The organism is Streptomyces sp. bgisy130, assembly GCF_057708345.1.
This window is the reverse complement of record NZ_JBYISA010000019.1, coordinates 41,758-62,465: the sequence shown is the minus strand read 5'-3', so window position 1 is coordinate 62,465 and position 20,708 is coordinate 41,758. Positions and strand designations below refer to the sequence as shown.

The 20,708-nt window shown below is 71.5% G+C and carries 18 protein-coding genes; 8 read left to right on the top strand and 10 right to left on the bottom strand.

What is annotated here, in order from left to right:
* Positions 1–2 precede the first annotated feature (2 nt).
* Positions 3–257, bottom strand: a complete 255-nt coding sequence (locus tag AC3EUV_RS23440) for an MDR/zinc-dependent alcohol dehydrogenase-like family protein (protein ID WP_435603816.1) — start codon at positions 255–257, stop codon at positions 3–5.
* A gap of 33 nt (positions 258–290) precedes the next feature.
* On the opposite strand from AC3EUV_RS23440, the gene AC3EUV_RS23435 reads away from it, so the two are divergent.
* Entirely contained in the window at positions 291–1,655 is a 1,365-nt protein-coding gene (locus AC3EUV_RS23435) for an MFS transporter (protein ID WP_435603815.1), read from the top strand.
* A gap of 100 nt (positions 1,656–1,755) precedes the next feature.
* On the opposite strand, the gene AC3EUV_RS23430 is transcribed toward AC3EUV_RS23435, so the two are convergent.
* Entirely contained in the window at positions 1,756–3,114 is a 1,359-nt protein-coding gene (locus AC3EUV_RS23430) for a vanadium-dependent haloperoxidase (RefSeq protein WP_432142459.1), read from the bottom strand.
* Positions 3,115–3,276: 162 nt separating this feature from the next.
* Positions 3,277–4,671, bottom strand: a complete 1,395-nt coding sequence (locus AC3EUV_RS23425) for a tetratricopeptide repeat protein (protein ID WP_432142458.1) — start codon at positions 4,669–4,671, stop codon at positions 3,277–3,279.
* Positions 4,672–4,966: 295 nt separating this feature from the next.
* Here AC3EUV_RS23425 and AC3EUV_RS23420 point away from each other — a divergent pair, with 295 nt between their 5' ends.
* Positions 4,967–6,670, top strand: coding sequence for a purine-cytosine permease family protein (locus AC3EUV_RS23420; protein ID WP_435603814.1), 1,704 nt, complete (start codon positions 4,967–4,969; stop codon positions 6,668–6,670).
* 117 nt (positions 6,671–6,787) lie between these two features.
* On the opposite strand, the gene rho is transcribed toward AC3EUV_RS23420, so the two are convergent.
* Positions 6,788–8,011, bottom strand: coding sequence for a transcription termination factor Rho (rho, locus tag AC3EUV_RS23415; RefSeq protein ID WP_435603813.1), 1,224 nt, complete (start codon positions 8,009–8,011; stop codon positions 6,788–6,790).
* A gap of 321 nt (positions 8,012–8,332) precedes the next feature.
* Between rho and AC3EUV_RS23410 the strand changes: the two genes are divergently transcribed.
* Positions 8,333–9,064: a class I SAM-dependent methyltransferase gene (locus AC3EUV_RS23410; protein ID WP_432147066.1), complete on the top strand. Its 732-nt coding sequence runs from the start codon at positions 8,333–8,335 to the stop codon at positions 9,062–9,064.
* Between the two features lie 84 nt (positions 9,065–9,148).
* Here AC3EUV_RS23410 and AC3EUV_RS23405 read toward each other — a convergent pair whose 3' ends face one another.
* The 3 genes from AC3EUV_RS23405 to AC3EUV_RS23395 all read right to left on the bottom strand — a co-directional run bounded on the left by AC3EUV_RS23405 (position 9,149) and on the right by AC3EUV_RS23395 (position 11,558).
* Complete coding sequence (locus AC3EUV_RS23405; RefSeq protein ID WP_435603812.1) at positions 9,149–10,063, bottom strand: MBL fold metallo-hydrolase; 915 nt, start codon at positions 10,061–10,063, stop codon at positions 9,149–9,151.
* A 272-nt stretch (positions 10,064–10,335) separates the two neighbouring features.
* Entirely contained in the window at positions 10,336–10,806 is a 471-nt protein-coding gene (locus AC3EUV_RS23400; protein WP_435603811.1) for an SRPBCC family protein, read from the bottom strand.
* On the bottom strand, positions 10,803–11,558 hold the full coding sequence (locus AC3EUV_RS23395; protein ID WP_435603810.1) for an alpha/beta fold hydrolase: 756 nt from the start codon (positions 11,556–11,558) through the stop codon (positions 10,803–10,805). The genes AC3EUV_RS23400 and AC3EUV_RS23395 overlap by 4 nt, the downstream gene beginning before the upstream one ends.
* 62 nt (positions 11,559–11,620) lie before the next feature.
* On the opposite strand from AC3EUV_RS23395, the gene AC3EUV_RS23390 reads away from it, so the two are divergent.
* The 3 genes from AC3EUV_RS23390 (at position 11,621) to AC3EUV_RS23380 (ending at position 14,083) form a co-directional block, all read left to right on the top strand.
* Positions 11,621–12,214, top strand: coding sequence for a TetR/AcrR family transcriptional regulator (locus tag AC3EUV_RS23390; protein WP_435603809.1), 594 nt, complete (start codon positions 11,621–11,623; stop codon positions 12,212–12,214).
* Between the two features lie 167 nt (positions 12,215–12,381).
* Positions 12,382–13,056, top strand: coding sequence for a hypothetical protein (locus AC3EUV_RS23385; RefSeq protein ID WP_432147061.1), 675 nt, complete (start codon positions 12,382–12,384; stop codon positions 13,054–13,056).
* Positions 13,057–13,276: 220 nt separating this feature from the next.
* Complete coding sequence (locus tag AC3EUV_RS23380) at positions 13,277–14,083, top strand: endo alpha-1,4 polygalactosaminidase (RefSeq protein ID WP_432147067.1); 807 nt, start codon at positions 13,277–13,279, stop codon at positions 14,081–14,083.
* A gap of 28 nt (positions 14,084–14,111) precedes the next feature.
* Here AC3EUV_RS23380 and AC3EUV_RS23375 read toward each other — a convergent pair whose 3' ends face one another.
* From AC3EUV_RS23375 to AC3EUV_RS23365, 3 genes are all read right to left on the bottom strand, one after another.
* Positions 14,112–15,167 (bottom strand): cytochrome d ubiquinol oxidase subunit II, encoded by a 1,056-nt coding sequence (locus AC3EUV_RS23375; RefSeq protein WP_432147060.1) that lies wholly within the window; start codon positions 15,165–15,167, stop codon positions 14,112–14,114.
* Positions 15,164–16,648: a cytochrome ubiquinol oxidase subunit I gene (locus tag AC3EUV_RS23370; protein WP_432147059.1), complete on the bottom strand. Its 1,485-nt coding sequence runs from the start codon at positions 16,646–16,648 to the stop codon at positions 15,164–15,166. The genes AC3EUV_RS23375 and AC3EUV_RS23370 overlap by 4 nt, the downstream gene beginning before the upstream one ends.
* A gap of 356 nt (positions 16,649–17,004) precedes the next feature.
* Positions 17,005–17,343: a hypothetical protein gene (locus AC3EUV_RS23365; RefSeq protein WP_387239307.1), complete on the bottom strand. Its 339-nt coding sequence runs from the start codon at positions 17,341–17,343 to the stop codon at positions 17,005–17,007.
* A gap of 174 nt (positions 17,344–17,517) precedes the next feature.
* Between AC3EUV_RS23365 and AC3EUV_RS23360 the strand changes: the two genes are divergently transcribed.
* Both AC3EUV_RS23360 and alr read left to right on the top strand, forming a co-directional pair.
* The gene (locus AC3EUV_RS23360) at positions 17,518–19,140 is read left to right on the top strand and encodes a PucR family transcriptional regulator (RefSeq protein ID WP_432147058.1); all 1,623 of its coding nucleotides are present in this window, start codon (positions 17,518–17,520) and stop codon (positions 19,138–19,140) included.
* Positions 19,141–19,384: 244 nt separating this feature from the next.
* Complete coding sequence (gene alr / locus AC3EUV_RS23355) at positions 19,385–20,662, top strand: alanine racemase (protein ID WP_435603808.1); 1,278 nt, start codon at positions 19,385–19,387, stop codon at positions 20,660–20,662.
* Positions 20,663–20,708 lie beyond the last annotated feature (46 nt).

The following is a 20,708-nucleotide window of genomic DNA, read 5'->3' as shown; positions in this document are numbered from 1 at the left end:
GGCTACCGCTGCGGGTAGATGACGGCCTTCACGGCGCTCGCATCGTGGGTGGCGACGGTCAGTGCGCTCGCGGCCTCGGCAAGACCGTAACCGTGCGAGACCAGCGAGTCGAGCCGGACCGCACCCGACGCCACCAGGGCCGTCACGGTGGGCCAGGTGTGGGCGTAGCGGAAGGTGCCGGTCAGTTCCAGTTCGTGATGCTGCACCCGGCTCAGCGGGAGCGGGATCTCGTCCCCGCCCATCCCGACGAGGACCACCCGGCCGCAAAGATCCGCTCCCTTGGAGAGCCCATGAGCAGCAGCTCCGTCCGCCGCCCGCCGATACGGACACCGCACACCGGCCCCGCATCGACCGGCCGCAGTCGCGCCCGCTTCGCCCGCCTGGGTATACCTCCCGCCCTGACCTGGGGTTTCGTCGGAGTGCTGCTGTTCATGACGGGTGACGGGGTGGAGACCGGCTTCTTCTCGAAGTACCTGGCCGACCAAGGGCTGGCCAAGGCCGATGCGGCGGTGGTCATCACCGTCTACGGGATCACGGTCGCCATCGGCGCCTGGCTCTCGGGAGCACTGTCCGACCTGTGGGGACCACGGCGGGTGATGACCGCCGGCTTCGCCATCTGGCTCGTCTTCCAGGTGCTCCTGCTGACCGTGGCGCTGCCGACGATGCACTATCCGCTGCTGCTCCTCCTGTACGGGCTGCGTGGCTTCGGCTACCCCTTGTTCGCCTACGGCTTCCTGGTGTGGGTCACCGCGGCGACCCCACCGCGGCGGCTGGGAACGGCGGTCGGCTGGTACTGGTTCGCCTTCACCGGCGGGCTGCCGACCCTCGGCTCACTGGTCGCCAGCGCCACGATCCCGCTGGCCAGCTCCTACCGGACGCTGTGGATCGCGCTCGGCCTGGTGGCAGTCGGCGGTCTGCTCGCCCTGCTGCTGGTGCGGGAGCCCACCGGCCGGTCCGGTCTCGCCCCGGAGGGCGGAAATCCGCTGACGACGCTCGCGGGCAGCGTCTCGATCATGCGGCGGCGCCCGCGGGTGGCCGTCGGCGCCGCGGTGCGGGTCTTCAGCACCGGCTCCCAGTTCGGCTTCCTGGTCTGTCTGCCGTTCTTCTTCACCGAGACGGTCGGCTTCAGCACCTCGGCCTGGCTGCGGCTGCTCAGCGTGATGTTCGCCGCGAACATCTTCGCCAACCTGTTCTTCGGAGCCGTCGGCGACCGGCTCGGATGGCAGCGCACCATGACCTGGTTCGGCGCCGTGGCCTGCGCGCTGACCTGTCTGGCGCTGTACTACGTCCCGGTCCTGGCCGGCCCGCACTTCATCGCCTGCGCGATCGCCGCCGCCCTCTACGGCATCGCCCTCGCCGGCTACGTACCGATCTCGGCGCTGGTCCCCGCACTGGCACCGCGCCACAAGGGCCAGGCCATGTCGGCGCTCAATCTGGGGGCCGGCGCGAGCACCTTCGCCGGACCGGCCGTCGTCGCCGTCGCCCTGGGGCCGGTCGGCGTGCAGGGCATCGCCTGGATCTTCGCCCTGCTGCATCTCGCCACCGCGGTCGCGATCCGATTCCTCGAACCCGACCCGGAGTTCACCGCGCCTACCACCGAACCGTCCCCCGCGACGGCGGTCGACGACACGGGGGTTCCCGCGGGCCGTTGCTGACGGGCCTCGCCGCTTCGCTCGCCGACCGGCCGGGCACGTACGGGCGGGCCGGTCGGCCGCGGCCCGTACGTCCGGGGATCGGCGAGCGCCGGCGATCCGGTCAACTCACGCTGTCTCCCGGGCAGTTCGGCAGCGCCGGTGGCATGGCGTGGATCCCTGCCGAGTGCAGCGGGCGGAAGTAGTGGGTGAGCGCCCAGACGCCGATGCGGCTGCCGGCGCGGCATCCGTCGACGTCCGCGGTGCGGAAGTGGATCCCGGCCCAGACACGGGCGTTGATCATGTCCTCGTTGAGCTGGTCGGCCTCGTCATAGTGGCGGGTGGTGCCGGTGATCTCGGAGGGGATGTTGAGGTCGAGGTGGGTGGTACCGAGGATGCCGGTCAGGGTCCGGGTCACGGCGCCGGCGACCGTGGTGTGGCCGCTCAGGTAGTCGGGGTGCGGTGGTGTGACGAGCAGCGGCTGCCATTGCGGGTCGGCGTCGGTCGCGGGGTTGCCGTCGGTGTCGGCCAGCTGGATGGCGGTGATCGGGCGCCAGAATCCGTAGTGGAGTTTGGCGTCCCATGCGGTGACGACGGCGTCGGTTGCCGACATGTTCGCCGCGGCGAACAGCCGTGCCGTCTCCGCGATGTCCAGATGGTGCCGGGCCGTGTGGTCCCGGAACGCCGCCTGGAACTGCGCCGCCAGATTGCCCCCGAAGAACAGGGCGGTGCCGGTCTGCTGCGGCGTGCGGGTCGAACCGGTCTTCGCCCCCAACGTCTTCACCTCGTTCACATCCTGGGCGTAGCGGGCCGAGGACAGCGCGGGCGGCCCGCCGGGACGGAACTGGGCCGGGGAGGTGAGCAGCAGGGGGCGCAACACGGCGAGCCAGGGGTCGATGAAGGGCTGATGGGCCGGCGGGGTGGGCCGCCAGACACCGGGCGCGGGCGCCGCGGTGAACTCCACCGGTGTGAACCGGCCGTCGTCTTCGCGCAGCGCGATGAGGTGGCCGGCGGCGCGCTCCCCGAAGGCCACGCCCTGCCGCTTCGCCGGGCCGTCGGGGATCTTCGCGAGCGAATCGGCGTACGCGGCATCGAGCGGGGCCTGGGAGGCCGGGAAGTAGGTGAGCAGTACGCGATGTGCGGCGGTCACGGCGGCCGCCTCGGGCGAGGCCGTGACGGGGCCGCGCGCCCGCCACTTGTACGGGGCGTAGGTGCGCTGGATGCCGACCACGGCGTTGTAGACGGCGGCCGAGACGAACCCGTGCCAGATGACGACCTGTCCGGAGGGGCGGGTGGGTCCGAGGTTGGCGCTGATGGTGTCGGTGGCGATGACGTTCCAGTCGCGGATCGCCGCGGGGTCCGCGGCCGGCGACCGGTGGCTGCCGGCGGTGGCCGTGGGGCCCGTCACGGCCGTGAGGGCGAGGACGAGCAGTGCGGTGACCGCGCCGATGACTGCTCGTCTGACCGAACGAGAAGTATCCATAACCGACTTAACCGCCGAACGGGTGGCGGGTCACGCCTCGGCACCGCCTAGTGCGCGTACGCCCGCGCACGGAGGTGCCGCTCCTGGGCACAGGCGGCGCGGGCCCACGTCGTCCAGGGCGCATCGCGGTGCGCGGTGCGCCCGTGGCCGTTCCGCCGCGGCTCAGCCTGCCGCTTGTGCGGCGGCGCGCTCGCGGGCGGCCGCGGCGCGCACCGGGTCACCGAGCTGCTCCGCCAGTCGGGCCTTGGCCGACCAGTTGTACGGGCAGACCGGGCGCAGGTGGATACGTTCGCTGAGCAGCGTCCGGGCCAGCTCCGTACGGCGGGCGCGGAGGGCGGCCTCCACGAGGGTCCGCTGGATCGCGTCCCGTTGGGCGTGGCTGCCGCCGAACCGGTGCAGCCGGTGGCGGACGGGCAGCAGCAGATCGGTGGCCCGGCCGTAGTCGTGCTGTCCGTAGGCGATCAGGGCGCGGCAGACGGGCAGTCCGATCTCGGCCGTCATGGCGTGGTTCGACCCGCTGGGCTCCGCCGCCACCCAGTGTTCCCGGTCCTCGACCAGGCGCTGCGCCTGGGCGACCCGTCCCGCTCCCACATAGGCCATCACCGCGTGTGCGTCGTTGAAGGCGTAATGGGGGCCGTCGTGCCGGCTCTCCCAGGCGTCGGCGAGCCGGGCCCACCGCGCGCTCTGTTCGTCATCCGCCAGATACAGCCGCCACAACAGGGCGGCGGCATCGAGCAGTTCCATCGCCACCCCCGCCGACCCGTCGTGGTGCAGCGCCGCGTCATAGATCTCCAGTACCCGGGCGGTGTCGCCGGCCTCCAGGGTGAAGAGGGCGTAGTGCCACCAGTTGTGGACCGTGAGCAGGCTGCCCTGTGACCAGTCGCCGGTCCGGGCGTCGAGGAAGCGGATGCCGTCCGTGAAGCGCCCGCGCATCTCGTAGGTGTGCACCACGCCGTGGATCCCCCACACATCGCCCGGATGCCGCTCCAGGGCCGCCAGGCCGACCTCCTCGGCACGTTCGTAATGGCCCGACTCCTCCAGGCCGAACGCGTACATGCCGAGCAGCGGACCGTGGTGGGGGTCGTCCTCGTCCCAGGCGTCCAGGGCGCCGCCGACGCGGTCCCGCAGGCGCGCGGCGTCCCCGGTGAGGAAGTCGTGCTGATGACCGGCGAAAAGGGCCAGCGCATCGCGCGGACAGGCGATGGTGAGGTCGTCGAGGATCCGGCCGGCGCCGTGCAGATCGCCGTCCAGCCAGGCCGTCGCGGCCGCGAGATGCATCCGCTCGCGCGGTGTCACACCGGCCGTGTCCAGACCGGCGCGGAAGCGGGCGAAGCTGTCGCGTGCCGCGGCCGCGTCCTTCTCCTCGGTACCCAGGACGCCCAGATACGCGGCCAGCGTCTGCCCCATCACCGACCGCGGCGCGGCGGCCAGTACCGACTGTGCGGCCTCCGCGACCCGGGGCCGGAAGAACAGCAGGTCGTCCAGGGCCTGTTCGTAAGGGGCCAGGGCCTCGGGGCCGGTGTCACTCATCAGATGTCCGTGGCGGTCCGCTGTCATGGTGGCTCCTGCGGGCTGAGTGCGGGTCACCCATCCTTACCCGCTTGGCGACCGGAGCCACGGCGGAAACGTCCGGTTCATCTGGGAAGACGCTGCGGGAAACACGTGCTGCCTAATGTCCCTGCCGTGGGCGCCGGTCGGACGCGCCGTGCACGGCGCCCATCGCCCGTCGGCGCGCGTGCCCACGCCTCACCAAGCTCCCGCTCCGCCACTGCCGTCGGACGGGATACGGACGCGCCCCTGGCGTGGGCGAGGCAGGGCACCACATTCCCCTTGCACCTTCAGGAGGTCCGGCATGAATGTCGAGCCACATGTGACTGTCCCTGACAGCGGTCCGCGGCCCCCGCGCGCTGAGGCGCCCGCCGAGGCCCCCGCGCCCGCCGAGGCCGCCGCGCCCGCCGACAGAGCGGCGAACGAGACCCTGGAGGACTACACCCTCCGCTTCGCCCCGCGCAGTTACCGCCGGTGGACGCCGATGGTGGTGGCGACGACGGCGCTCGGCGGCATCGCGTATATGGCCGACTTCTCCATCGGTGCGGGCATCGGGCTCACCCATGGCACCGGGAACGCGCTGGCCGCGATCCTCGTCGCCGCGGTGGTCATCTTCGTCACGGGCTTCCCGCTCGCCTACTACGGGGCGCGCTACAACATCGACCTTGACCTGATCACCAGGGGCTCCGGCTTCGGCTACTACGGCTCGGTGCTGACGAGCGTCATCTTCGCCAGCTTCACCTTCATCTTCTTCGCCCTCGAAGGCTCGATCATGGCCCAGGGCCTGAAGCTGGGCTTCGGTCTGCCGCTGTGGCTGGGCTATGTGATCTCGACGCTCATGGTGATCCCGCTGGTCATCTACGGGATGAAGGCACTCAGCAAGCTCCAGGTCTGGACGACCCCGGTCTGGCTGCTGCTGATGGTGGGCCCGCTGGTGTACCTGGTCGCCACCGACCCCGGTACGGTGCACACCTTCCTCTCGTATACGGGCGCGCAGGGCGGTGGTGGCGTCAATACGGCCTCGGTGCTGCTGGGCGCGGGCGTGTGTCTGTCGCTGATCGCGCAGATCGGTGAGCAGATCGACTATCTGCGATTCATGCCGCCCAAGACCGAGCGGAACAAGCGCACCTGGTGGACGGCCGTGGTGATGGCCGGCCCCGGGTGGGTGGTGCTCGGCGCCCTCAAGCAGGCCATCGGGGTCTTCCTGGCCGTCTACATCCTCGCCGAGGTGGGCCCGGCCTCGGCCACCGAACCCATACAGCAGTTCACCGGCGCCTTCGCCGCGATGATGCCGTCCTGGCTGGTCGTCCCGCTGGCCGTGGTGCTGGTCGTGATCAGCCAGATCAAAATCAACGTGACCAATGCCTACTCCGGTTCGCTGGCCTGGACGAACTCGTTCACCCGGGTCACCAAGCGCTACCCGGGCCGGATGGTGTTCGTGCTCGCCAATCTGGCCTTCGCGCTGATCCTGATGGAAGCGGACATGTTCAGCTTCCTCAACACCCTCCTCGGGTTCTATTCCAACTGCGCCATCGCCTGGATCGTGACCGTGGCCACCGACATCATCGTCAACAAGTACCTGCTGAAACTCTCCCCGCACGCCCCGGAGTTCCGCCGCGGCATGCTCTACGCGGTCAACCCCGTGGGCGTGGTGGCCTTCATCGCCGCGTCCGGCCTGTCGATCGCGATGTACTTCCATGCCCTGGGTGACACGCTCCAGCCGTACTCCCCGGTCGCGGCGGCGGTGATCGCCTTCGTCGTCACTCCGCTGATGGCGATCCTGACCCGGGGCAGGTTCTACCTGCGGCGCACCTCCGACGGGATCGACGCTCCGCTGCTGGACCGGGACGGCAACCCCAGCTCGGCGACGTTCCCGTGCCATGTGTGCCGCCAGGACTTCGAGCGCCCGGATCTCACCGCCTGCCACAGCCACGGCGCGATGGTCTGCTCCCTGTGTCTGAGCACCGACCGGACCGGCGTTCATCTGCTGCCCGCGGACCGCACCTGACACGGGGACGGGCGGGCCGTCGGCACGTCAACGACCGGCCGGTGCCCGCCGAAGTGGCCCTCGGACCTCTCTCCGGGGGCCACTTCCCATGAGCGCAACGAGACGGAGACCCGGCGGTCAGACACCGGGGGCGGTCTGTTGTAGCTGCCGCAGAAGCGTCGCGTTGTCGGGCGTGCGCCGGATCTTCTCCAGCAGGGACTGCATATTCGCCGGTCCGTCGCCGGTCTGGAGGGCACGGCGCAGGCGGCGGGTCGCCACCAACTCGGCCGGGGTGAGCAGCAGTTCCTCCCGGCGGGTGCCGGAGCCGACGGCATTGACCGCCGGATAGACCCGCTTGCCCGCGAGCGCCCGGTCCAGGCGCAGCTCCATGTTTCCGGTGCTCTTCAATTCCTCGAAGAAGTAGTCGTCGGCGCGGGATCCGGTCTCCACCAAAGCGGTGGCGAGCAGGGTCAGCGAACCGCCCTCCTCGGCGAGCCGTGCCGCACCGAAGAGCCGCTTGGGGCCATGCAGCGCGGCGGCGTCGACGCCTCCGCTCAGCGTGCGGCCACCGGATGTGGCGGCGTTGTTGTGGGCCCGGCACAGCCGGGTGAGGGAGTCGAGAAGGATGACCACGTCCTGTCCCTGCTCGACGAGTCGTTTGGCGCGTTCCACGGCCAGTTCGGCGAGGGCGATATGTTCCTTGGCCGGGCGGTCGAAGGTGGAGGCGAGCACCTCGCCACGCACCGAGCGACGCATCTCGGTGACTTCTTCCGGCCGTTCGTCGATCAGCACAACCATCAGCCGGCACTCCGGGTGATTCTCGGCGACGGCGGCCGCGAGCTGTTGCAGCAGCACGGTCTTCCCGGTCTTCGGTGGTGCCACGATCAGTCCGCGCTGCCCCTTCCCGATCGGTGTCAGCAGGTCGACGATGCGCGGGGCCGGTCCGCCGGTGGCGCTTTCCAGGCGGATGCGGTGCCGGGGGTGCAGCGGTGTGAGGTCGCGGAAGTGCGGCCGGCCGCGCACGGCGCCCGGCCGGTGCCCGTTGATCGTTTCGACCCGGGCGAGCGAGCGTGGCCGGTCGCAGACCCCGACGACGAAGTCGCCGGTGCGCAGGCCCGCTGCCCGGATCAGCGCGGCGGGCACCCGGACATCGTGGGACGAGGCACGGCAGCCCTCCGCTCGAAGGAAGCCGGATTCCTGTCGTTCGTTGCCCACGTCCAGGATCCCCGCCGCCGTGACGACGGGTTTCGTGGGCGCGGCAGCGGGCGGTGCGGTGGTGCGGGAGGTGGCAGTGGTGGGAGAGGGGGCAGTGGTGGAAGACGGGGCAGTGGTAGCGGTGCGGAGTTGAGTGCTCCTGGTCACGGGGGTCCTCTCGGGACGTCGGTACACGGCAGATGGGAGGGAACCGGCAAGGAAGGGCGGTGAGATCACGCCATGGGCGGGCCGGACGGCCCGCGGCCGGAGAGAGAAGCTGCGGCATCGCTGGACTACGGGTGCCGCACAGTGATGCTGGCTCGCCGGCCCGGAAACGACGGGCACGAAGGCGAGGGAAAAGCGATCCACAAGGGAGAACGAGGCACCGGCGCCGGAAATACGGCGAGCACAAGTGCGCCTCTCCGGCACAGTACCACCACGGGGCGCGGCCGATGCGGTGAAGTGTGGACCGGATCTATGCTGGGGGCGATGTTCGCACCCCAGGGACCCACCTTCCGTGAACTCGCCGTCCAGGCGCTGTCCTCCGTCGAGCGAGGCTATGACCTGCTCGCCCCGAAGTTCGACCACACTCCGTTCCGGACCCCGGACCGAGTGCTGACGCCGGTGTCACGGGCGCTGCACGGGCTCGGACCGTTCGACAGCGGTCTCGATCTGTGCTGCGGCACGGGCGCGGGCATGGATGTCCTGCGGCAGGTGTGCCGGGAGCGGGTCACCGGTGTCGATATCAGCGCGGGGATGCTCTCCGTGGCCCGGACCCGTGAACGGGTGACCGCGACCGCGCCCCGGGTCGAGTGGGTGCGCGCGGACGCACGGGCCCTCCCCTTCGAGCCGGTCTTCGACCTCGCGGTGAGCTTCGGCGCGTTCGGGCACTTCCTGCCCCGGGAGCGGCCGGAGCTGTTCGCGCAGGTCCACTCGGTGCTGCGCCCCGGCGGCCGGTTCGTCTTCCCGATCGGGGCGCCGGCCCGGCCGGGGTCGGCCGGCTACTGGATGCTGCTGGCCTTCGACGCGGTGATGCGGGTGCGCAACGCGCTGTGGCGCCCGGAATTCGTCATGTACTACCGCACGTTCCGGCTCGCCGAGGTCCGCGCGGAGCTGACCCAGGCCGGTTTCGATGTGCGGCTTCAGGCCCTCCCGGAGCTCGGCCGCCGCCCCGACGGCAGCCCCCGGTGCCGGCTGGTGGTGGCCACCCGGGCCTGGTGAACGGGGGCGCCGTACGGGCGGATCGCCGGTCCGGCGCGTGCGCCCCGGCGGTCCGCCCACGCCCGGTTCCCCCGTCCCGGAGCTTCACCAGCGCAGCGCGGTGAAGTCGATGGGCTGCGGCTGAAGCGTGCGGGTGCGGGCCGTCAGCTGCTCCAGGCGGCGGGTCATCTCCTCGGCCGGGAGCCGCTTGCGGTCGCCGTGGCCGGGCAGCACCCACTCGAAGCGCAGCCGGGGCGCCGTACGGGCCAGGGAAGCGGCCAGCTCCGTGATCGAGTACCAGGTGACACTGGCGGCCACCTCCAGGTCGGCGGTGCTACGCGACCAGTAGAAGCTGTCGCCGCTGAAGCAGTACTTCCCATCGGCGAGGTAGAGCACGCTGCCACGGGTATGGCCGGGCAGCGGGTACACGGTGACCCCCGCGCCGATCTCGACCGGGTCCGTGCCCCGGATGACGTGGTCCGCGTCCGGAGCGGCGTCGAGGTCGCCCTCGTGGATCCAGAGCCGGGCCCCGAACCGGTCGGCGTAGCGGCGGCCGTGCGCGGCATGGTCCCGGTGGGTGAGCAGTACGTCGGTGACGGGCCCCAACGCCTCGTAGCGGGAGGCTAGTTCCTCGCTCCATCGCGGGGTGTCGATCATCATGGTGCTGCCGTCGGGCCGGCGCAGCAGGTAGGCGTTGGCTCCTGCCGTGTGACGGGAGTTGTGGCCGCAGTGATGGACGGTGTCGTCGAGGGCCAGCGGGAAGGGGTCGAGGCCGGGGGTGAGGTGGTGCGCGGGGTGGCGGATGGACCGGGTGTGGCAGGCGAAGGCGGCCGCGTATAACTGCCGCTGCTCGGCCTCGTTTTGTGGCTGCCGGATCACTTCCGCCCGGCCGTCCTGCTCCCGGATGACATCGGGGGCCATCTGCCGGGCCACGTCACAGTTGGTGCAGCGCGCATCGACGTACCAGCCCTCGCCGGTCCCCTCCTCCGGTGCCGCCGCGGGTGACAGGTCGTTACTCATGACAGGTCCGTCCTTCCTGGTCAGGGTGGGGGTCGGAATGCTGTGGTCAGTGCGCACTGCCCCCAGAAGTACCCCGCCCCGCAGCAGAAGCGGAAGGGGGGACAGACCTTGCGCTTTGCGGCTGGAACGCCTCTTCCGGCGGGGAATCGGACGCCGGGGGTTGGGCGTTTTGCACCTGTTTAACCTACCCGCTGGCGGCGCTCCTGCGGGGGGCGGGGGACCTGCCCCCCGCCCCCCTTCACGCGCCGGGAAGGCCCGCCGATTCAGCTGATTCAGTCGGCCCGTTCGCATGCGGCGCTCAGCCGACGCAGCGTCGTGCGCATGCCGACGCGGTTGTGAGCGGCGCGCCGGGCGGGCGGGGTCCCGGTGAAGAGCAGGCCCAGCAGCTCAGCGAGCCGGCGACGCCATCCATGGCGGCGGTGGTCGATCCAGTACTCGGCGACCAGGGTGCCGCGCTCCGTCGGGGCCAGCCGGTAGCCCCAGCGCGCCACGGGCAGACCGAAGGTGATGTTGTCGAAGGCGAACTCGCGGCCGGGGTCGGCGGTGACGATCCGGCAGGTGGCGAACCAGACCCAGAACGCCTTGCGGTTGACCCCCACGAAACGGCCTCCGCGGGGCCACACCCAGATGACCTCCGGGCTCCACTCCGCCATCCGCCGGACGTCGGCGAGCGCCGCGTAGACGACCTGTGGCGGGGCCGGGATCTCCAGGGATTCCTCCACGCTCCACACCCGGCCGGTCATCGCATGCTCCCTTCGGGCGCCGATCCCTGCGTCCGGGCCGCGACGACCGCAGCGGCATCGCGCACCTGCCGGGTGACGGCCGCCGTATCGGTGAGGCTGGTGAGGTGTCCGCATCTGGGGCGGATGATGAGGCGGCCGTCGCGACAGGCGTGGAGGAAGCGGTGTTCCTGGCGGCGGAAGTGGTCGCGTTCGCCGTTCACCAGCCAGACCGGGCCCGGATACCCGGCGAGGGACGCCAAGGTGTTCATCTCCCGCACGGCCTCGATGATGCCCGGCACGGCCTCGGAGCTCAGTCCGCCCGCGACCATGGCGTCCGCCTGGGGCCGGGGCAGTGCGTGGCGGAAGGCGAGGGCGCTGAACCGGTTGAACTCCTCGGGGTGCTTGGCCGCCAGCCGTCCCGCTCCCCGGTAGACGGCGCCGAACGCCCCGCGCGGCAGCGCCGTACACCCCATGGCCATCAGGCCGAGGACACGGTCCGGGTGGGTGCCGGCGGTGGCGACGGCGACATAGCCGCCCAGGGACAGCCCCACCACCAGTGCACGGCCGCCGAGTTGGTCCACGGCATCGACGACCGCGTCCACGGCGCCGGGCATGCTGAACGGTTCCCCGCGCCGTGTGCCGTGGCCGGGCAAGTCGGGGGCCGCTATGGGATGACGCCCATCGAGGGCTTGGATCACGGGTCGCCACATCGTGCCGCTCACGCGCATGCCGTGCACGAAGACGATGGGCAGCCCGGCTTCATTGGACTCCATGTCCGGCACCGTACCTCAAATGCAACGCAACGTTGCGTTGTTCTTGATGCTAATCTCCCCTCATGAGCGAGGAGCGGCACGGAACACGGCGCAGCGGCGGCGGCCCACGGAAGGCGCAGGAGATCTTCGATGCCACGCTGGACCTGCTGGCGGAGAAGGGCTACGAGGGACTGACCATCGAGGGGGTCGCCCAGCGGTCCGGGGTCAACAAGACCACGATCTACCGCTGGTGGCCGTCCAAGGGAGCACTCCTGGGCGCCGCGCTCATCGGCGCACGCCAACTCGACTTCACGGCCCCCGACACCGGCAGCCTCACCGGAGACCTGGAGGCCCTGCTGCACACAGTGGTGACCCTCCTCACCACGCGACCGGCCTCCGACATCGCCGTTTCCGTGCTGGGTGCCGCCACTCAGAGCCCCGAACTGGCCGTGCACGTAAGGGACTTCTTCGCAGACCGGATGAGGCTGGAGCAACCCGTCTTCGATCGCGCCGTCGCGCGCGGTGAACTCGCGGCGGACACCGACGCCACGCTACTGATGGACCTGCTGGCCGGGGCCGCCTGGATCCGGGTGGTCCTGCGCCAACTCCCGCTTGAGCAGGGCTTTGTGTCGCGCACCGTTGCCATCGTGCTCGACGGAGCACGCGTACGGACCTGATGCCGCCTCCGTTTCCCCCCTCTAAAGAGTCTGTTTCAGCATCAACTACAACTTTGCCAATTCTTGGTGTAGTTGACGCAGATTTCACACCAGTCTCAAACGTAACGCGACGAACGTCACACCCAGGCACGTCGCTTTCACAAAGCTGGGCGAGAGGTAACAGCACGATGAGAAAAAGCAGGATGACCCGCCACGGCAGCCGGCTGATGGCGCTGTCCACGGTGTCACTCGGTCTGGTCGCCGCGATGGCCGTGCCGGCCGCCGCGGAGGACCAGCCCACCCGGGAGCAGCTCATAGCCGACTGCGCTTCCGGTGAAGGGAAGTGCAGCTTCAACGAGCCGACGCTCGGCAAGGCGTACCTCGGAGACTTCCGTCAGGTCTCCAACTCGCTGTACAACTGCAGCACCTCGGACGCCACTCAGTCGATGGGCTGGGCCGACACCGTGGGCTCCACGGACTCGGCGGGTGTCTCCGTCACCGCCGGCGGCAAGATCGCCGGTCTGATCGACCTCAGTGTGACCGCGACCTACAGCCACACCTGGTCGAGCTCGCACACCGAGAACAGCTCGCTGAACATGACGGTGAAGCCCGGCGAGGTCGGCTGGATCTCCCGCGCACAGGTGATGCAGACCGTCTCCGGCACCTGGCAGACCCACTACGACAGCCCGAAGTGGGGGCACTACTACTGGTTCGTGCCGGACACCGTCACCGGGCCCGCGCCCAACGGGACGGACGGACAGAGCAATGCGGTGACCGTCAAGACCCGCAAGATGACCGCCGCGGAGAAGAACTCCTGCTCGTCCGGGGCGAAGAAGGGCCAGGCGTTCGTGGCCAAGCGCTGACCACGGCGAAGTCGCGCAGCTGAACGGGGGGCGCGGTCCCTGCCTCCGGGCCCGGAACCGCATCACGGCCGCCGACCACAGTGCCTCTCGGATCCCGCAGACCGGGAGGCACCTTCGGGCCCTGCCGGCGCCCTCACCGCCGGTTGTACGCGCGTTTCGCGCATAAGCTCCGCCCGTGCACTCTTCACGCTCCCGCGCCGCCGGCGCCCTCGTCCTGATCATGGCGCTGGGCACGGCATGCTCCCCCGAACGTCTCCCGCACACCACCGGATCCGGGACCTCGAAGCCCTCCCCCGCCGCGCCCACCGCGGTGCGGCCGCCGACCGCGAACGCCGTCTTCGACTATCAGCTAGGCGGCGCCTATCCGCCGCCCGACACGGTCCGGGCTGTCTCCCGCGACCGCACGGCCAAGCCGGCGCCCGGCCGTTACAACGTCTGCTACGTGAATGCCTTCCAGGCGCAGCCCGACGACACCGGCTCCTGGGAGGACGACCACCCCGACCTGCTGCTGCGGGACGAGCACGGAGACCCCGTCATCGACGAGGACTGGGACGAGCCGCTGCTCGACATCTCCACCGGCGCCAAGCGGGCGGCCCTCATGAAGATCGTCGGCCCGTGGATCGACGGCTGCGCCAAGGCCGGTTATGACGCCGTGGAACCCGACAACCTCGACTCCTACGAGCGCTCCGACGGCAGGCTCACCGCCGGGCACGCCGCGGCCTTCGCCCGGCTCCTGGCCCGCCGCGCCCACCAGCGGCAGCTGGCCATCGCCCAGAAGAACACCGCCGATCTGCTGCCGCAACGCGGCCGTATCGGCTTCGACTTCGCCGTCGTCGAGGAGTGCACCCGCTACAAGGAATGCACCGACTTCGCGGCGGCCTACGCCAACCGGGTCTTCATCATCGAATACCGGAAGCAGGACTTCACCGCCGCCTGCCGCGCCTGGGGCAAGAAGCTCTCCCTCACCCTGCGCGACCGCGAGGTCCGTCCCGCCGGCACCAAGGGCTCCCTCCGCCGGTACTGCTGACCGTTGCCCAATGGCCGGTGCCCCATGGTCAGTTCAGCTCGGGCGGATCGTCGCGAGCCGGTTCGGCCCGGCGCAGGTCGGTGTCGGAGAGCGGTTCGAGTTCGCCGTGCGTGTCCAGCCAGTACAGGAAGGCCACGGCCGGGAAGACGAGCACCACGGCCACGAGGGTGACCAGACCGGTCCAGCGCAGGCTGCCGGGGTCGCCGGCTCCCTCGGCCACGGACAGGGACGTGGGGATGAGGTAAGGGCGTTGGGCGGCGCCCCAGGCGATGACCGCCGCCGCGACCACGCCGACGGCGGTGACCCGGGACCAGACGCCGGACCGGCGCAGCAGCAGCCATCCGGTGGCGAGGGAACAGACTCCGGCCAGGATGACGAGGCCGAGGCCGACCCCATGAGTGAGCCCGTGCCAGACATGCGGGGCATCGCTCCGGGTGACGGTCAGCATGACGGCCGCGAGGACGGCGAGGGCGACGACGCTGCCCAGGGCCCGCCGCCGGAAGTAGCCGACCAGGTCGGGCGCGTCGTAACGGGCGGCGTCGCCGGCGAGGAACACGGCGCCGAGGAAGGCCGTCGCCACGATGGCGATCAGTCCGAAGAGGATGGAGGTCGGGTTGGCCCAGGCGTGGGCCGCGGCCTCCGTGCCCGGTACCGCCCGGCCCGAGGCGATCCCGCCGACGGCGGCGCCGAGGAAGAACGGGGTGAGCAGCGAGGAGATGGCGAAGACCGCGCCGTAGAGGCGTCGCCCGGCGATCCGGCGGAGGGGTTTGCGCAGCGCGAAGCCGGCGCCGCGCAGCACGAGGCCGATGGCGGCCAGGGCCAGCGGCAGCCACATGGCGGAGAACACCGTCTGGAACAGCGTGGGAAAACCGGTCCACATGATGACGAAGACGAAGACCAGCCAGACGTTGTTGACCTCCCATACGGGGGCCATGGCGTGGTCGATCAGCCACCTGGGCCGCGCGCCGCGCCGGGCGCCACCGGCCGTCAGGTCCCAGAACCCGGCTCCGTAGTCGGTGCCTCCGGCGCAGGCGTAGGCGGCCACGGCGAGCAGCAGCAGCACGGCGATGACATCGGCGATCACGGCCGACCACCCTCGTCCGGTCCGGGCCCGGTGCCGTCGGCGGGCGGCGGGTCACCGGCCGCTACCCGCGCGCGGGGCCCGTATGGGGTGTCGGTCTCCGGTTCCCCGGTCCGCTCCCCCACCGCCCGGCGCGCGTCGGCGAGCCGCCAGCCCGTCCGCATCTTGAGCAGCACGGCGAGCAGCGAGCCGAAGATGAACACATACACCACGATGACCAGGCCCAGCATGATCCAGAGGCTGGTGGACCGGGTCGCGGTCACCGCCTCGGCGATGCGCATGTGCCGGTAGACGATCCAGGGCTGGCGCCCCACTTCGGCGGTGATCCAGCCGCATTCGACGGCAACGACAGAGGCGACGCCCGCGCAGGCCGCGCCGCGGAAGAACCACGGTGAGGCGGGCAGCCGGTGTTGCCGCAGCCGGCACCAGCCGTACCAGAGGGCGAGCAGGATCAGCAGGGAGCCGATCACCACCATGAGGTCGAAGGCCCAGTGGGCGATGGTGGCCTGGGTGGCCGTCGGCCGGTCGTCCGCGGGGACGGAGGTCAGCCCGGTCACCTTGGTCCCGGGGGTGAACCCGGCCAGGATGGAGTCGAATTGAGGGATCTTGATGCCGCCGGAGACACTGCCGTCCGGGTGCAGCCGGCCGAAGATGTACTCGGGTACGTGGGTGTCGGTCCGCCAGACGAGTTCCGTCGCGGCGAACTTCACCGGTTGCTTGTGGAAGACCGACCGGGCGATCGAGTCCCCCAGCACGAACTGCACCGGGGTGAACACCGCGGCGAGGGTGAACGGCACGGTGAAGCCGAGCCGGTGGTAGCGGTCGCGGCGGCCGCGCAGCCAGCCGACGGCGTAGACCCCGGCGACGGTGTAGCCCGCGGTGATCAGCATCGCCACGACGAAGTGCCAGTACTGCGGCCCGAACATCGGGGTGAAAATCGCCGACCAGATGTGGACGTTCTCGGGGGTGCCGTCGGCGTCGAGGGTGAACCCTTGGGGCGTGTTCATCCATGCGTTGGCCGCCAGGATGCCGAACGCGCCGAGGAGGGCGGCGGCCGGCAGCGGCAGGCCGAGCAGGAAGTGAGTGCGGGGCTTCAGCCGCCGCCAGCCGTAGAGGTAGATGGCGATGAGCACCGCTTCGAGGAAGAAGGCCCAGGCCTCCACCCCGAAACCGATGCCGAAGACGCCGCCCCACTTGCCCATCAGTCCCGGCCAGAGCAGTCCGAACTCGAAGGACAGCACGGTGCCGGTGACCACCCCGACCGCGAACTGCACCGCCATCACCGCCGACCAGCGCCGGGCGAGGAGCAGCGCGACGGGATCGTTCCGGCGCAGACCGCGGTAGTGCATCACCAGGGTGATCAGCGGGAGCGCCACCCCGAGCGGCACCAGAATGATGTGCGAGGCCAGCGTGAAGGCCATCAGCTCCCGGGCCGGGAGCAGTTGGGCCGGGGCGTCCGCCAGCAGGGTGACCGTGGTGTGCATGCCTTACGTGCCTTCGCTGCTCGGGACCTTCAGGAGAGCGCCGGCCTCGGCGTCCACGCTTGCCTGCCTCCTCGGTGCACGGCCCGGCTCTGCGGGGCCCCGCGACGGTCGCGCCGGCTCGCCACACAATCACCGGTGGGCGCGGGGCGGCACGCACTGTGCGCCCGGGTTGAGCCGTTGGGCCGAGGTACTTCGCCCGGTCGGCGCAGCCGATGGTCCGGCACCACCAGGAGCGGTCCACCGACCGGGCCGCGGGACCCCGAAGCGCGCTTGAGGGGCCCGGCGGCCCCACACCGCCGAACCCCTCCTCGAGGGGGACCCGCCGGGCCCCCTCGTGCTCTCAGCCCTGCGCCGCGCTACGCCGTCTCATGACCGGTGGAGCCGTTGATCTTCTCGATCGCCTGCCGGGCCTGTTCCTGCGGGGAGCGGGCGGGCAGCGGCGACACCGTCGTGGAGGCCACGGCGGGCTGGGCCCGCTCCTGTGGCATGGCCTTGGCATGGGCGGCGGGCGGCCGGATCCGCAGGCGATGACCTGCGGCCTCGTCCAGGGTCACCGGGCGCTTGAACCGGGCAGCCAGCCGGGCGGCGTCCTGGCCGAGTGCGGCGACATCCTCCCACTGCAAACGCACCACCAGCGAGAGTTCGGCGTCTCCGTCCGGCAATGCCTGAAGCTGCGGGATACCCGGGTCAGTCATGCTGCCTCCTCACATCGTGGACCGGTGCCTCAGGGGACACGGATATGGAGAGATACGCACGGACACCCGCGGCCGTTCACCTCCCGCCGACGGGAAATGCAGAGCCGGGCGGGCCCGGCCGGCGGAGGTGCGGATTCCGTAAGGCACGATGGTGGGTGGAACGGTGAGCGGGTGATGCCAGTGATGAGCCTTCAGCGGCTTCTCAGCTCCATCGGGCCGGCCGTGCTGTCGGGGGTGTGCGCCCCGGGAGGCACCGCGGTCCCGGTGGGAGATGTGGTGATCGCCGAACCGGACGGTGGCTTCGATCTGCGTCCGGGCGATGTCGTCCTCGGAGTGAATCTCACGGACCGGGCGCAGGCGCTGCGGCTGCTGTCCCTGTGCGCCGGACGGTCGGCGGGTGCGCTGCTGCTCAAGGCCCCGGTCGCGCTCGACGAAACGGTGGTCACGGCCGCGAGCGGGGCCGGACTCCCGCTGGTGCAGGTCGAGCAGCAGGCGGGCTGGGCGCAGGTCGTGTCGCTGCTGCGGGCGGTGCTCGACAGCGAGGGGTACGCGGACTCCGGCAGCGGGACGGCCGGGGCCGAGGCCGGTGACCTCTTCGGTCTGGCCGATGCGATCGCCGCCGTGATCGACGCGCCCGTGACCATAGAGGACCGCAGCTCCCGGGTCCTCGCCTACTCGGCGCGGCAGGAGCGCGGTGACGAGGCGCGGGTCGCCACGATCATGGGTCGGCATGTCCCCGACGAGGTCAACGCCCAGTTCCGGCGGTACGGCGTCTTCCACCGGATCGCCCAGGACACCGGCCCCATCTACGTCCCCGCGGTGGTCGAGGGAACCAAGCCGCGGCTGGTCGTGCCGGTGCATGCCGGCGGGGAAATGCTCGGCTCGATCTGGGCCATCGTGCCGGGGCCGGTGCCCGCCGAGCGGGCCGAGGCGTTCGCGGACACGGCCGCGACGGCGGCGCTGCATCTGCTGCGCCGGCGCGCCGGCGCCGATGTGGAGCGTCTGGTGCTGACCGACATGGTCGCCACGGTGCTGCACGGCCAGGAGGGCGCGGCCGACGCGGCGCGGCGGCTGGGGCTCACGACCGGCCCCTGGCGGGTGATCGCCGTGGGGGTGCGCTGCGAGGACGACGAGGAGGCGGAGCGGCAGCGGCTGACCGTATGGGAGCGGATGTCCCGGTTCCGCGGCAGTCGTCTGCGGTCCCCCGCGGCGGTCGTCGGCGGGGTGGTCTACGGGATCGTTCCGGCGGAGCGGGTCAGGCCCGGCCCCGACGACGGAACCGGGTGGCTGGAGACGCTCCACGGCAGCACCGGAGGGCCCGCTCCGCTGATCGCGGTCGGTGGGCTCGCGGCGTCGGTCCCCGGGCTGGCGCGCTCGCGTGAGCAGGCCGATGACACCCTCGACCTGCTGCGGACCGGCCTGATCGCGCGCCACCAGGCCGTGCACGACGAGGTGTGGGCCACGGTCGTGCTGCGCCATGTCGCGCGGTCCGCCGCGGCGGCACGGATAGCGGGCGTCGGGCCGCTGCAACAGCTGGTGGACCACGACCGTGCGCACGGTACGAACTGTGTGCCGACGCTGTACGCCTGGCTCCAGGAGCGGGGCGATCCACGGGCCGCCGCCGCCCGGCTGCACATCCACCCCAACACGCTCCGGCATCGGATGCGCCGGCTCCAGGAGGTCGTGGCGCTGCCGCTGGACGACCCGGAGGTCCGTACCGCTCTGCTGCTCCAGCTCACCGCCCGCCAGTACGGCGCGGAGGGCGGCCCGGACGACGCCGTGGGTTCTTCCGGCTGAGGGAACCAGGGCCGCTGCCCGGTATGTCGCTCTGACGGTCCGCTGTCTCCGTATGGCGGGATGTGCATATGCCGTCCTCCCGAACGCCTCGTCCTGCCCCGCCGCCCCCGCCCGTTGTCCCGGCCCCACTGCCGAGCGGCCCGAGACGGTGCCGGGCGAACGATGACGGGCCGTCCCCCCGCCGAAACCATGGCTCCACCCGCAGCTCGCCGGGCAGCAATGGATTTCGTGGAAGGACGGTGGCATGTCGTTCGGCATTCCCCGCCAGGCCGAGAGCGTCGAAGCCGGACCCGGAGCGGCGGTGACCGCGGTCGTGGACCGGCACCCTCCGGGGGTGTCCGCCGGGCCGGTCCCGGCCGCGGGTCCGGCGCCCTCCGGAACACCGCACGCCCAGGCCCGTATTGACCTCGCGGCGATCCGCGCCAACGTCAGCCGGTTGTGTGACACGGCGGGGTCCGCCGAGGTGATGGCCGTGGTCAAGGCCGACGCCTACGGGCACGGCGCGGTCCCGGTCGCCCGCGCGGCGCTCGCGGGCGGTGCCACCTGGCTCGGCGTCGCCGGGATGCGGGAGGCACTGGCGCTGCGCGCGGCCGGTGTCCCCGGCCGGCTGCTGGCGTGGCTGCTGACCCCCGGTGACGACTGGAATGCCGCGGTGGCCGCGGGCGTCGAGCTGTCGGCCGGTGCCCCCTGGGCGGTGCGGGCAGCGGTCCGGGCGGCACGGGCCGTGGACCGTCCCGCGCTGCTGCACCTGGAAGCGGAGACCGGGCTCGGGCGCAGCGGCGCCGCCGCGGGCGACTGGCAGGCGCTGGTGGACGGCGCGGCGGCCGCCGAAGCGGCCGGGTACCTCCGGGTGGTCGGCGTGTGGTCGCATCTGGCGCGGGCCGATGAGCCCGGACACCCCTCCTGTGCACGGCAGTTGGAGAATTTCCGCAGCGCGGCCGGGATCGCCCGCCGGGCCGGGCTCGCGCCCGACGTCCTGCATCTGTCCAACTCGGCCGCCACCCTGACGCTTCCGGAGGCGCACTTCGACCTCGTCCGTCCCGGGCTCGCCGTCTACGGACTGAGCCCGGTGCCGGACCTGGCCGGGTCCGCGGAGCTGGGTCTGCGGCCGGCGATGACCCTCACCGCCCGCCTCGCCTCCGTCAAGCGGGTCCCCGCCGGACAGGGCGTCTCGTACGGCCACCGCTATCGCACCGCCCGTGAGACGACCCTCGGGCTGGTGCCCCTGGGCTACGCCGACGGTGTGCCCCGGCATGCGTCGCAGGCCGGCCCCGTCCTTGTCGCCGGCCGGCAGCACACGGTGGCGGGCACCGTGTGCATGGACCAGTTCGTCGTCGATCTCGGCGACGCCCCCGCCGCGCCCGGGGACGAGGTGGTGCTCTTCGGGCCCGGTGACCGCGGGGAGCCCGGTGCGGCGGACTGGGCGCGGGCCGCCCACACCATCTCCCACGAAATCGTCACCCGCATCGGCGCCCGCGTACCGCGCACCTACACGGGCCTCTCGGCCCCCGGCGACCGCTGAGGTCCCCTCCTCCCAGCCCTTTGGATCCGACCGCCCCCGACGAAGA